This window comes from Ruegeria sp. AN6 (assembly GCF_056540425.1).
Genome location: NZ_JBQFWR010000002.1, coordinates 351,860 through 365,072 on the forward strand (window position 1 = coordinate 351,860; position 13,213 = coordinate 365,072).

Annotated in this window: 12 protein-coding genes; 7 read left to right on the forward strand and 5 right to left on the reverse strand. The window is 56.1% G+C overall.

The window, feature by feature from the left end; all coding sequences use genetic code 11:
* Positions 1–47 precede the first annotated feature (47 nt).
* The 5 genes from ACR0MQ_RS05950 (at position 48) to ACR0MQ_RS05970 (ending at position 6,081) form a co-directional block, all read left to right on the forward strand.
* Positions 48–1,292 (forward strand): sarcosine oxidase subunit beta family protein, encoded by a 1,245-nt coding sequence (locus tag ACR0MQ_RS05950; protein WP_010442020.1) that lies wholly within the window; start codon positions 48–50, stop codon positions 1,290–1,292.
* A 119-nt stretch (positions 1,293–1,411) separates the two neighbouring features.
* Positions 1,412–2,086: an FkbM family methyltransferase gene (locus tag ACR0MQ_RS05955; RefSeq protein ID WP_480606626.1), complete on the forward strand. Its 675-nt coding sequence runs from the start codon at positions 1,412–1,414 to the stop codon at positions 2,084–2,086.
* 24 nt (positions 2,087–2,110) lie between these two features.
* Entirely contained in the window at positions 2,111–2,440 is a 330-nt protein-coding gene (locus tag ACR0MQ_RS05960) for a sarcosine oxidase subunit delta (protein ID WP_480606629.1), read from the forward strand.
* A 67-nt stretch (positions 2,441–2,507) separates the two neighbouring features.
* Positions 2,508–5,522, forward strand: a complete 3,015-nt coding sequence (locus tag ACR0MQ_RS05965; RefSeq protein WP_480606633.1) for a sarcosine oxidase subunit alpha family protein — start codon at positions 2,508–2,510, stop codon at positions 5,520–5,522.
* Positions 5,515–6,081 carry a sarcosine oxidase subunit gamma gene (locus tag ACR0MQ_RS05970; RefSeq protein ID WP_480606636.1) on the forward strand — a complete coding sequence of 189 codons (567 nt, stop codon included), beginning with the start codon at positions 5,515–5,517 and terminating at the stop codon, positions 6,079–6,081. Before ACR0MQ_RS05965 ends, ACR0MQ_RS05970 begins: the two co-directional genes overlap by 8 nt.
* A gap of 110 nt (positions 6,082–6,191) precedes the next feature.
* On the opposite strand, the gene ACR0MQ_RS05975 is transcribed toward ACR0MQ_RS05970, so the two are convergent.
* Positions 6,192–6,959, reverse strand: coding sequence for an FkbM family methyltransferase (locus ACR0MQ_RS05975; protein WP_480606639.1), 768 nt, complete (start codon positions 6,957–6,959; stop codon positions 6,192–6,194).
* 101 nt (positions 6,960–7,060) lie between these two features.
* Between ACR0MQ_RS05975 and ACR0MQ_RS05980 the strand changes: the two genes are divergently transcribed.
* Positions 7,061–7,660: a superoxide dismutase gene (locus tag ACR0MQ_RS05980; RefSeq protein WP_170472351.1), complete on the forward strand. Its 600-nt coding sequence runs from the start codon at positions 7,061–7,063 to the stop codon at positions 7,658–7,660.
* Between the two features lie 973 nt (positions 7,661–8,633).
* Here the strand turns inward: ACR0MQ_RS05980 and cydB are convergent.
* The 4 genes from cydB to ACR0MQ_RS06000 all read right to left on the reverse strand — a co-directional run bounded on the left by cydB (position 8,634) and on the right by ACR0MQ_RS06000 (position 12,860).
* Positions 8,634–9,635 (reverse strand): cytochrome d ubiquinol oxidase subunit II, encoded by a 1,002-nt coding sequence (gene cydB / locus ACR0MQ_RS05985; RefSeq protein ID WP_480606642.1) that lies wholly within the window; start codon positions 9,633–9,635, stop codon positions 8,634–8,636.
* A complete protein-coding gene (locus tag ACR0MQ_RS05990; RefSeq protein WP_480606645.1) occupies positions 9,635–11,017 on the reverse strand; it encodes a cytochrome ubiquinol oxidase subunit I in 1,383 nt (460 codons plus the stop codon). The genes cydB and ACR0MQ_RS05990 overlap by 1 nt, the downstream gene beginning before the upstream one ends.
* Positions 11,018–11,425: 408 nt before the next feature.
* Positions 11,426–11,710: a hypothetical protein gene (locus ACR0MQ_RS05995; protein WP_480606648.1), complete on the reverse strand. Its 285-nt coding sequence runs from the start codon at positions 11,708–11,710 to the stop codon at positions 11,426–11,428.
* Positions 11,711–11,852: 142 nt separating this feature from the next.
* On the reverse strand, positions 11,853–12,860 hold the full coding sequence (locus ACR0MQ_RS06000) for an AraC family transcriptional regulator (protein WP_170773113.1): 1,008 nt from the start codon (positions 12,858–12,860) through the stop codon (positions 11,853–11,855).
* Positions 12,861–12,997: 137 nt separating this feature from the next.
* On the opposite strand from ACR0MQ_RS06000, the gene ACR0MQ_RS06005 reads away from it, so the two are divergent.
* On the forward strand, positions 12,998–13,198 hold the full coding sequence (locus tag ACR0MQ_RS06005; protein ID WP_480606651.1) for a hypothetical protein: 201 nt from the start codon (positions 12,998–13,000) through the stop codon (positions 13,196–13,198).
* The last annotated feature ends 15 nt before the right edge of the window (positions 13,199–13,213 follow it).

Here is a 13,213-nt window from a genome sequence, read left to right on the forward strand (position 1 = left end):
TGCACGGCATATCTGCGCCAATCATCGAAGACCGAACGGATTCGCTCATGAAACACTACTCAGCCTTTGCTGTGGCGCGCGAAGCGCTGCGCTACCATACCGGGTGGGAACGCGCCTGGCGTTCTCCTGAACCGAAAAAGCGCTATGACGCTATCATCGTCGGTGCAGGTGGGCATGGTCTGGCAACTGCTTACTATCTCGGGAAGAACTACGGCATTCAGAATGTTGCGGTGATCGAGAAGGGCTGGCTGGGCGGTGGCAACACGGGTCGGAACACGACCATTATCCGTTCGAACTATCTGCAGGATCCTTCGGCGGCGATCTATGAAAAGGCGCGCGGCTTGTACGAGGATCTTAGCCAGGAGTTGAACTACAACATCATGTTCAGCCCGCGCGGCGTGATCATGCTGGCGCAGACTCAGCACGAGATTCGCGGCTATCAGCGCACCGCGCATGCGAATGCGCTGCAGGGTGTTCAGACCGAGTGGATTGGACCCGAGCGCGTGAAAGAGCTGGTGCCGATCATCAATCTGGAAGGCCCGCGCTATCCGGTTCTGGGAGGGCTCTGGCAGGAGCGTGGCGGCACCGCGCGCCATGATGCCGTGGCGTGGGGCTATGCACGTGCATGTTCCGCAATGGGTATGGACATCATCCAGCAGTGCGAAGTTACGGGAGTGCGCCAGGAAAATGGCCGCGTTGTCGGTGTCGACACCACCAAGGGTGCCATTGATTGTGATAAACTGGGCATCGTAGTTGCGGGCCATTCTGGCCAGTTGGCCGAGATGGCGGGATTCCGTCTGCCGCTTGAGGCCGTTGCCCTGCAAGCGCTGGTGTCCGAGCCAATCAAACCCTGCATGGATGTGGTCGTCATGGCCAACACGGTGCATGGTTATATGTCTCAGTCCGACAAGGGCGAGATGGTGATCGGTGGCGGTACAGACGCCTATAACAACTTCACCCAACGCGGTTCGTTCCACCACATTGAGGAAACCGTCCGCGCGCTGGTCGAGACCTTCCCGATGATCTCTCGCCTCAAGATGCTGCGCCAGTGGGGCGGTATCGTCGACATGACCGGCGATCGGTCTCCAATCCTGTCGAAGACGCCGTTGCAGGGCTGCTTTATTAACGGTGGCTGGGGCACCGGAGGCTTCAAGGCGATCCCGGGATCCGGCTGGGGCATGGCACAGCTGATGGCGACCGGCCACTCATCGCTGACTGAAGCCTTCTCGCTCGACCGCTTCAAAGAGGGCCGCTTCATCGACGAAAGCGTCGCCGCCGGGGTGGCGCACTGATGGAAATCCAGTCTTTGCCGACAGCAATTCCAAACAAACCCCGCAAGACCAAACTGGCATTGCAGAGGTTTGTTTTGGCCTGTTTTGACGCACAATCGGATCAGGTGCAGGTCGTTCAGGTGGGTGCAAATGACGGACAGCTCGCTGACCCTATTTCGGCATATTGGTCCAAAGACCATTGGAGCGGGATCCTGATCGAACCTCATCCGCTGTATTTCTCGGATCTCAAAGCACGACATGGCAATAATCCTAACCTGACGTTGATCAATGCGGCGGTTTCAGAGACAGAGGGAACGTTTACCCTCTATCATCTTAACGAAGACCTTCGTCATGAGGGACCGGACTGGTTGCGTGGTTGCGCGTCCTTGGACAAAAAGCGCATGATCTCATCCATTGAAATGGCCAATCGGCGTCTGAAAGACGCGCTGCCCCATTCGGCTGTGGCCGAGACCAATGTAGTGGCGCGTCGGCTTGATAATATTCTCTTGGATTTAGGTGGCGGCGGCGCAGATTTGCTGGTCATTGACGTCGAAGGTCACGAAATTCCGGTCCTAAAAAGTGTCGATCTGTCCGGCCTTGGCGTCAAACTTGCGATCGTAGAAAGCAACAGCGGTAACAAAGAAGAAGAACGTGAAATTGTGTCAATTTTGAATGCAGCCGGTCTGACTGCCTTCAAGTTGGCAGGGGATATTGTTGCAATTAAACCGGGCAGCCTCAAAATCCCCATAGAGGCTATGTTTCACTTCAATAATTTTGTGCCGCTAACTGCCGATGCGGCTTCGGAAGCGACCTGACATGTCTGAGAGTGATGTAACAACATGCTGATCCTGAATTGCCCCTATTGCGGCGTCGATGCCGAAGAAACTGAACTGGCTGCTGGTGGCGAGGCGCATCTTAAGCGCTTTGGCCCTGGTTCGTCTGATGACGAGTTTCATGACTACCTGTTCATGCGTGAAAACCCCAAGGGTGTTCATTTCGAGCGCTGGCGCCATGCGAACGGTTGCGGCAAGTGGTTCCACGCGGCCCGCTGCACGCAAACGCTTGAAGTGTTCGGGACCTATTCCGCCCAGACCACCAAGCCGCCAAAAGAAATCAAGGACGCCATCACCGCAAAACGTCCTGGATGGACATGGAGAGAGTTCTCCTGATGCTTCACCTTTTCAAAAATACTCCCGCCGGAGGCTCTGATGCCTCCACCCGCGAAAGGTCCGCACTATGAGCACCCGTCTCGCAAAACAAGGCCGGCTGATCGACCGGTCGAAACCGGTCAACTTTTCCTTCAATGGCACCTCGATGCAGGGTTACGAAGGCGACACGCTTGCCTCGGCTCTGCTGGCAAATGACCAGATGATGATGGGCCGGTCGTTCAAGTATCACCGTCCGCGCGGCGTCGTTGCCAGCGGCGCGGAAGAGCCTAACGCTCTGGTCGGGTTGGGGCAGGGCAGCCGGTTCGAACCGAACCAGCGCGCGACCACGACCGAACTGTTCAATGGTCTGACCTCGGTGTCACAGAACCACTGGCCGAATCTTGAGTTCGACATTGGTGCAATCAACACGCATCTGTCGCGGTTCTTGCCGGCCGGTTTCTATTACAAGATGTTCATCCACCCGAAGCCGTTCTGGAAACATGTGTATGAACCATTCATTCGTCAGTCGGCGGGTCTGGGCAAAGCGCCGGATAAGGAAACCAAGGACGCGGACACCTATGAACACTTCTATGCTTTCACCGATGTTCTGGTGATTGGTGGTGGTATTGCAGGTCTGCAAGCGGCCAAAACGGCTGCGCAGTCGGGTGCCAAGGTGTTGCTGATCGAGCAGACAGCCCATTGGGGTGGTCGCGCCCCGGTTGATGGTGGAACTGTCGGCGGTGAGCCTGTGGATAAGTTCGTGGAACAATTAGTTTCCGAACTCGAAACAATGGACAATGTCACCATGCGCAACCGTTGCATGGGGGCAGGGGTCTATGATCACGGCTATGTGTTGGGATACGAACGTCTGACCGACCATAAACCCGGCACCCAAGGTCCGCGTCACCGTTTGTGGCGGATCCGCGCCAATCAGGTGGTTACGGCGACCGGGGCAATCGAACGACCGCTTTCCTTCGCTGGGAATGACGTACCAGGTGTGATGCTGGCCGCAGCAATGCGCGACTATTTGGTAAACTGGGGTGTGACACCGGGTGAGCGGGTCATCGTTGCGACGAACAATGACGATGCTTATCGGACGGCGATAATTCTGAAGCAGGCAGGTGCGGATGTTCTGCGCGTGGTCGATGCGCGCGATACCGCAGGTCCGTTGGCAGAAGAGGCGCGACAGCTGGGCATCCGTGTTGATCCGGGCAAGGCGATTGCAAAGGTCAAAGGCGGCAAGCGCGTGAAAAAGGTCGAACTTTGCAACCAGAACGGCATCGGCGGCGCGCGCGAAGAGGTTGAGTGTGATGCGGTTGCGATGTCGGGCGGCTGGTCTCCAGTTGTTCACATGTGGTCGCACTGTGGTGGCAAGCTGATCTGGGATGAGGCCCAGGCCCATTTCCGTCCCGACCCGGCGCGTCCGCCTCTGGGCGCCAATGGTGAAGGGTTCGTCGTTGCAGCTGGGGCGTCGAACGGACCGCTGGCATTGGCCGAGGTTCTGACTGATGCACATGCGGCAGGTAAAGCAGCCGCCAAAGCAGCGGGTTTCAAACCCAAGAACACCAAGACCCCTGTCGGTGAAACCACCGAAGAAGCTGCGATGGAAGCCGTCTGGCTCATGCCTGCCAACGCAGAGATTCAGCTGCGCATGAAGTCATGGCTGGACTTTCAGAATGACGTCAAAGTCTCTGATGTGCAGCTAGCAGCCCGCGAAGGCTACGAGAGTGTTGAACACACCAAGCGGTATACCACCCTGGGTATGGCGACGGATCAGGGTAAGCTGAGTAACATCAATGGTTTGGCGATCTTGGCTGATGCGCTTGAATCCGAGATCCCGAAAGTGGGAACCACTACTTTCCGCCCGCCGTATACGCCCATTTCGATGGGTGCGATTGGTGGCGAAGCGCGCGGTGACGTGTTCCAACCGATCCGGCAGACGCCGATGCACAATTGGCATGACAAAAATGGCGCTGATTGGGAACCGGTCGGTCATTGGCGTCGGACGTATGCTTATGTGCGTCCCGGTGAGTCCGTGCATGACGCGGTGAATCGTGAGGTGAAGAACACCCGCGAAAATCTCGGTCTGCTGGATGCCTCAACGCTGGGCAAGCTGATCGTCAAAGGCCCCGACGCAGGTAAGTTCCTGGACATGATGTACACCAACATGATGTCCACGCTGAAGGTTGGCAAATGCCGATATGGCTTGATGTGTTCGGAAAATGGTTTCCTGATCGATGACGGCGTTGTTGCACGGATCGACGAGGATACATGGCTATGCCACACAACCACCGGCGGGGCTGAGCGTATCCATGGTCACATGGAAGAGTGGCTTCAGACCGAGTGGTGGGACTGGAAAGTCTATGTCGCCAACGTGACCGAGCAATATGCTCAGGTCGCCGTTGTCGGCCCCAACGCTCGCAAGGTGCTGGAAAAGCTGGGTGGCATGGATCTATCGAAAGAGGCGCTGCCGTTCATGGAGTGGCGCGATGGCAAGATCGGAGAGTTCGACGCGCGGGCCTACCGCATCTCGTTCTCTGGCGAGCTGTCCTATGAGATCGCGGTTCCCGCCTCTCAGGGGCAGGCGTTCTGGGACGCTCTGATCGAGGCTGGGCAGGAGTTCGGCGTGATGCCTTACGGCACCGAATGTCTGCACATCCTGCGGGCCGAGAAGGGCTTTATCATGATCGGCGACGAGACTGACGGCACCGTGATCCCGCAGGATCTGGGGCTGCACTGGGCGCTGTCGAAGAAGAAAGAGGACTACCTCGGCAAACGTGCCCATTCGCGGACCCATATGGCCGATCCCGAGCGCTGGAAACTGGTTGGTCTTGAGACTGTGGATGGATCGGTGTTGCCAGACGGTGCCTATGCGGTGGGCGAGGGCGTGAATGCCAATGGCCAGCGCAACATGATCGGGCGCGTAACCTCGACCTACTACTCGGCCAATCTGGGCAAAGGCATCGCCATGGGCCTGATCAAACACGGCCCCGATCGTATGGGCGAAGTGGTCGAGTTCCCGGGCACCGATGGCAAAACTTACAAAGCCAAGATCGTGGACCCGATCTTCTATGACAAGGACGGGGAGAAGCAGAATGTCTGAACCCATCAGCGCACTGAACCACGCCTCTTATGATGGCATCGCCAAGGTTGAGGAATGCGGTCTGCAGGGCATGATCACACTACGCGGTGATTTGTCCGACAAGGTGCTGGCTAAGGCTGTAAAGGATGCTACCGGGCAGAAGGTGCCTGGCCAACGTGAAGCACTTGTCGACGGCGACACCGGTGTTTGTTGGATGTCCACCGACGAGTTGCTGGTGTTGGTGCCTTATGCTGAGGTCGAGGCCAAACTCGCTGCGATGACCAACGCGCTGAGCGCCACGCACGCGCTGGCGGTCAACGTTTCCGATGCCCGTGCAGTGATACGGGTGTCGGGCTCCAATGCGCGCGAGGTTCTTGGCAAACTGGCCCCGGTCGAGCTGTCGGCTGAAGCATTCCAACCCGGCCAGATCCGCCGATCGCGTTTGGCGCAGGTGGCCGGTGCCTTCTGGATGGACGACGCCGAGACCTTCCGCATTGTCTGTTTCCGCTCGGCGGCGGACTATGTTTTCAAACTGTTCAAGATTGCAGCGCAGCCGGGCAGTGAGGTTGGGGTTTATTAATCCCTGATCGCCTGATGATATATGGGTGAGGGGGCTTTGCCCCCTCGACCTGCGGCCTCACCCCCAGGATACTTTAGGCTAGATGAAGGGCGGATCACCTTTTCTCAGCGTCAGGAGTTCGCGCTGAACAGGAAGGTCGGGAACTGGGTGAGTGCCCGTTGGCTGGTGAGGGCTGATTTGCCGGTTTCGCCAGTAAGTGGGTCGTGGCAATGGGGATAGAAGGCCAGGTCTTCTGATAGTTTGTTCATGGCTGCGCCACGGTTATCTGCGCTAAGATAAGGTGCATGCGTTGAGAGCAACAGCGATGGGCTTTCTTTTTCCAGCCAGGGAAGCAGAGAGGGCAGAACCGAAAATTCGGCGCCTTCAATATCCATTTTGACCAAAGAAACATTAGTCAGGTCTACGGATTCAGAAAATTGATCCCAACCGACAGTGAGTGCGTCAGTGCCATGGCTTCCGTCGTGGAGCAATGACGAGGTGGAATCACCTGCCTCTCCGTGCGCTGATGCCATTCGAGTCACCCCAAACCCATCAGACAAGGCGATGCTGAAGGCTGATACATTGCGGATGTTGTTCAACTCTAGATTCCAGACCAAGTGGCGGTAAGCCACTGGGTCAGGCTCAAAACACCATACATGGCGAGCGCGCCGCGCCGCATAGAGGACCGTGGGGCCGATCCACGCACCAATATCGAGATAATCCTGCGTGGGCGACAGATATTGGTCCAGCACTGAAAATGTCTCGGGTTCCCACTCCCCGGCTGATGCCTTGCGCCAGAATTTCGAGTGGTAGGGGTCTAGACGAAAGCGCTCACCGTTCAGGTTGCCCGCATAGTATCCGCGGGCGCGATAGAACATTTTGCGCGCCTGTGTCAGCATCGCGGACCTCCGGGTTTTTGTGTCGCGGGCCTTGACCTGCGGCGGCTGTCAAAGCATTTAACCTTTGGAACCGCAACATTCATTTTCAACAGGGGGCCGACATGGCTTTTGAACTTCCTGATCTTCCTTATGCACATGACGCGCTGGCAGCCAAGGGTATGTCCGCGGAAACGCTGGAATATCACCACGACCTGCACCACAAGGCCTATGTCGACAACGGCAACAAGCTGATCGCCGGCACCGAGTGGGACGGCAAGTCGCTGGAAGAGATCATCGTTGGCACCTACGACGCAAACGCCGTCGCGCAGAACGGTATTTTCAACAACATCAGCCAGCTGTGGAATCACAACCAATTCTGGGAGATGATGGGCCCAGGCGGCAACGCCATGCCCGGCGAGCTGGAGAAGGCTCTGACCGAAAGCTTCGGTTCGGTTGACGGATTCAAGTCACAGTTCAGCGCTGCCGGTGCTGGTCAGTTCGGTTCGGGCTGGGCGTGGCTGGTCAAGAATTCCGACGGCTCGCTGGCTGTCACAAAGACCGAGAACGGCGTGAACCCGCTGTGCTTTGGTCAGACCGCACTGCTGGGTTGTGACGTATGGGAGCATTCCTATTACATCGACTTCCGCAACAAGCGTCCGGCGTATCTGTCGAACTTCCTCGACAACCTGGTGAACTGGGAAAACGTCGCCTCGCGGATGTGATCGGTTGATCGGAGAGTGACCTTCTTAGAGGCCTGCTTGCGAAAGTGAGTAGGCCTTTTTGTATTTTATTTGAATATTCAGGACTGGCATGAAGTCCGCTTTTCTATTTAGTTTCAATGACCGATTAAAGTCCAAAGCGGAAGTTCACTCGCCTAAGGTGAAACGAGTGGTTTTGGACGATTTTGCATTAGCCTGATTCCAAGTAGCAAGGACAAACATCCAAACGCCAATCCCATTGCGAGGGCATTGGCAACGAAGATACCGCCAAACAGGGATATCGCTGTTTTTCCCGCCTGCTCGATAGACGTGTCTACTACGATCGATAACCAGTCTTGCAGGTATAATGCGAACAGGACCGAGAGCCCCACGGGCGAAATGATGAGCGCTGTACCGAGAGAGGCCAATCCTCGCCCGAGGACAGCCCGCAGTGTTGACCCTTTCAAAACTATTGCGGCTGTGAAAGCAAAAACAACAAATGCAGAGAGCAGGACTAGCAACATGTCCACAATTGGAGAGAGATCTTTCGTGACCGCCCCTGCTAGGGCCGAGGTGAAGGGCAATAGAACAAAGGTCGCAAGCCCTGCGGCAAGGTGCCCGGTGAACAATTTTGGCAACTTGCCAGACGAGCGTTTGTCGCTCCGGTTTTTTGGCTTAGGCGGAGTGGGCAGAGCCGGATCAATCTGATCCCACTGCACAGACATTTGTTTTGGATTAGAAAGCATCACAGCCCCCTTGAATTGTTAAGTTAGAGACGACCCAGCCAGCCGCTTGTTCTTGGGAATTTGGTAGGCCGGAACGGAGTTTCTTTCGGCGCTTGGACTAATATTTGCGTGATCTAGACATGCCGACGCGCGAACATTGGTATCCTTGCCATTTCAAGTGATGAACATCCTGATTACGTAAGCGACAGTGGTTAGGCACAAGACGCTGCCGAACCAGATTGCGCTGAACCAGAAAACTTGCTTTAGCAGTTTCAATGGTAGCTCTCCTCTGGATCGATCTTTCCGCGGAAAACCCAGTACGTGTAGGCGGTGTAGGCCAGGATCACAGGCAGCAGAATGACGGCTCCGATCAGAGCAAAGGCCAAGCTGCTGTCCGGCGCTGCGGCTTCGGCAATCGTTAGGCTTGGGGGTAGCATATAGGGGTAGAAACTGATCCCAATGCCAATGAAGCAAGCGACGAACAATGCAATGGCGCAGAAGAAGGGCTGATAGTCGCGCTGTGTCTTCAGGCCGCGATGAAGCATCCAAGCAATGAGAGCAACAACAGCCGGCACACACACAGAGAAAACGACACCGGGCCAAGAAAGCCATCTGATCAGATAGATCGGATCTTGGAGCGGGGTCAAAAGACTGACGAGGCCAATCAACCCGAGCGTCATGAGCATCAGTGGACGTGCATAGGAACGCATCTGGTGCTGTATTCCGCCCGTTGTTTTCATATTGAGCCAGGTCGCGCCCAGCAAGGCGTACCCGATCACCAAGGCCACGCCCGTTAGGACAGAGAACGGCGTCAGCCAATCCCACTGTGCACCTGCGTAGAGCCGATCTTCGACCGGGATGCCCTGGACCAGCGCGCCAAGCGTGATGCCTTGGCAGAAGGCAGCCACGGTTGAACCACCGTGAAACGCGACATCCCACAGCCAGCGCCCACGCACCGTTCGCCACCGGTATTCGAAGGCGACACCGCGGAAAACAAGCGCAAGAAGCATGATGATAACGGGCAAATAGATCGCGGGCATCACCACGGAATAAGCCAGCGGAAAAACAGCGAACAAACCTCCGCCGCCCATGACCAGCCAGGTCTCGTTCCCATCCCATACTGGAGTGACCGAGTTCATCATGACATCGCGATCTTTGTCGGTTTTTGCGAATGGAAAGAGGATCCCAATTCCTAGATCGAACCCGTCCAGGATCACATAGGTCAGAACGGCAAAAGCAATTATGCCCGCCCAAATTGTCGAGAGTTCAAGCATTACGCTGCCTCCGCCAAAATAGAGATTTCAAGGGGTTTGTGACGTTGCTGGAAACCTTCGACAGGTGGTTTCCCCATGAGGCGCAGCATGTAGAACGTGCCCGCTCCGAACACAGTGAAATACACTACGATGAAGGCTACCAAAGACGCGGCAACAGTAGGTGCATCCACTTGTGAAAGGGAATCTGACGTCCGCATCAGCCCGTATACCGTGTACGGCTGGCGCCCCACTTCGGTGGTAATCCAACCGGCCAGTACCGCTACAAACCCACTGGGCGCCAATAGAACGGATGTCCGGTGCAACCAGCGATCTTCGTTGAGGCGACCCCGTACCCGTTGAACAAGCGACCACAGGCCGACGACCAGCATGGCAAAGCCGATAGCGAGCATGATGCGGAAGCTGTAGAACACGATCGCGACAGGGGGCACCTCGTCGTCGGGGATAGTGTCCAGCCCATCAAGCGGGGCGTTAAGGTCATGTTTCAAGATCAGCGATGATAGTTTCGGAATTGCGATGGCATAGTCCACGCGCTTTTCATCCTCGTTTGGAATGCCAAACAGGATCAGTGGTGCCCCTTCGGGATGGCTGTCGAAGTGACCTTCCATCGCCATCACTTTCTGCGGCTGATGCTCCAGCGTGTTCAAGCCATGGAGGTCGCCGGAAACGATCTGCAGAGGCGTGACTAGAACGGCCATCCACATTGCCATCGAGAACATTCGGGTGACCTCGGTCGTGCGATTGCGGCGCAGCAAGTGCCATGCCGCAACCCCAGCCACCACGAAGGCGGTTGTGAGATAGGCAGCAAGGACCATGTGGGTCAGGCGGTAGGGGAAGGATGGGTTGAAGACAATCGACCACCAATCAACGGGAATGAACTGCCCCAGCTCGTTGATGTCGAACCCAGCCGGGGTTTGCATCCAAGAATTGACCGACAAGATCCACGTAGCCGAAATCAGAGTACCAAGAGCGACCATTGCAGTGGCCATCATGTGCAAGCTCGGACCGACGCGTTCGCGACCGAAAAGCATAATGCCGAGAAAGCCTGCCTCCAGGAAAAAGGCTGTCATGACCTCGTAAGCCATCAAGGGCCCGATTACAGGGCCTGCGATATCCGAGAATGTGCTCCAGTTCGTACCGAATTGGTATGACATCACGATGCCGGACACGACACCCATCGCAAAACCAACTGCGAAGATCTTTTTCCAGTAGTTGAAAAGGTTGAGGTAAGTCTTGTCCTTGCGCCATAGCCAGAGGCCATTGAGAACGGCCAAGAAGCTTGCTAAGCCGATAGAAAAGGCCGGGAAGATGATGTGAAACGACACAGTAAAGGCAAACTGGATGCGTGCCAGGGTCTCTGCGTCGAAGTTTGCGAATAAGTTCATTGCCGTTTCCTTTGGCATTGGGTTGCAAAGTGCGGCAGTGAACAGAAGTAACTCGGCTGCCAGCTCGTCGATGTCATTCAGATGAGCCGGATTTGGGTTGGTGCCGGTTTCAGTTCGTTTGGGTTCTGGACGGTTGTTTTTGGGTTTTGGACAAAGCGGCGGTTGAGATTGGCGACCGAAGTCCGGACCCGCGGCTTCGGCAAACGTGTGACGTTTGAGGGTTCAAAACAAAGTTGCCACCCGGCTCGTTTTCCGAGCCGAATGGCAACCTATCAGAAACTGTGCGAGTTCTGTGCGGGATGGTCAGTCAAACTGCGTCTGGATGCTAACAGCGCATGCCAACCGGTCGGGTTTGTTCGGCTGTGTTTCTCCTTTTTCTGTTTCGTTGGCGGTCTGGCTTTAGTCGTTCTAGTCTTTGTGTTCTTCCTTGAAGTCGTCGCGGCGCTCTTGCGCTTCGTCCTGCGCGTCTTCGAAGTTGTCCTTCTGGATCGCACCCCCCACGGCGCCAACTGCGGCACCTGCGGCAGCACCACCTACGATGCTTTCGCCTGCGATACCGGCGATGGTGGCGCCGACAACTGCGCCCTTGATCGCTTTGTCGGTGACGTAGTCGGCCTGAGCCGTGGCAGCCATGGTGATTAGAAGTGCGCCGGAGATCGGGGCAATAAAGAGTTTCTTCTTCGAGGTCTTCATAGGGTTTTCCTTGTTCTGGGTCAGCAACCACCGCGGCTGCTGTGTGCCATTGAACTAGGTGACCCGATGGCCCGCTTTCTTTTGGAGACGGGACAAGGTTTTGTGGATCTTGGACATCTTCCGTCCCCTGTCACTAAGCCCTTTAGCGGCCAGCTTTACGGAACCTCGCGGGTGTTTCACCTGTCCAGCGCTTGAAAGCCACCGAAAAGGCGGCCTGATCCGCAAATCCAAGCATGAAGGCAACACGGGCAACACCCTCACCACTACGAAGCATCCGCTTGGACAGGTCGCACAACACCCCTTCCAAGAGTACCTTAAAGCTTGTTCCCTCGGCCGACAGGTGCCGGGACATAGTGCGCCGCGTCAGTCCAAGCTCTCCGGCGATATCGTCGCCGTTTGGTATCGGTCCGGGAAGACGCTCCCCGAGCATGTCCACAATGCGGTCGGACAGACTGCGGACTGCATCAGGCTGAGCCTTCAGTTGCTCTTCCCCGTGCATACGTAAATGCCCCAACAATGTGGAGTCTGCCGTAGGTATCCGAAAACTCATGCCGTTTGACGGCAGAGCCAAGGCGTATCCGGACTTGAAGCCTAAGACTTCACATCCTGCCAAATCGGCCAGCAGCCGGCAGTGCTCGGCATCGTCCGTTTCCAACTCAATAGAGATCGGGGCAAGCCCGCCAGAGGTGATTTGTTGAACACGCTTATAAAGACCGAATATCAGCATCTCACGGTGGCGAGGGTATTGATGCGCCGGGATAACACTGCTCTCCAGAGTGATCTTTGGCTCTTCGGGCGCCCCCACTACGTCAAGACGCAAGTCAGGATCCTGCATTGCATAAAAGCGTTGCGTCAAGGCTAGCGCGTCTTTCACCGTTTCGGCTGCCCGCACGATGTATGCCAGAAGTGTTCCGGGACCTTGCGCCGAAAGCCCAACCCGCGCTGCGAAAGTTTTGTCTTTCAAAACCCGGCACGCAGTTTCAACTGTACCCGCCTCGTGAAGCAACTCGACAGTGGCATCGGGGCTGTTGCCGATATCAATGGGCACCCCAGCCATCTCCAAGACCTCAGGAAACGGAATGCGTGTTCCGGGTTCTTGCGAATAACGCAGCCCAACGTTTTGCAGTCTGTAAGCGCTGATGCGTGGCATTTGTGCGTCCTCCCCTGACTTGCACGCAACTCTCTGCAGTTACTGCAATTGTCCAGAAGCCAATAACAAATGTCCAGAACCCTCAGGATCGCAAGTGCGATGACGGTTAGGTCCGGGTCATCAGAAAGGAAACGACCATGATCTACTTCGCAAGATATTACCGCGTACTGAAGGCAATCCAAAACTCCGTCAAACAAGAGTGGTCCGGGGGAAACATCCAAGGTCTGCACACTTTGGAGCTTGGTGAAAAAACACCGAACGGGCGTCGCTGGGACCCTCCCTACACCCTGCCGGAACAACCCTCAGAAACCGCACAACAACAACCCACCGAGAATTGACGTTCTCCGAACACT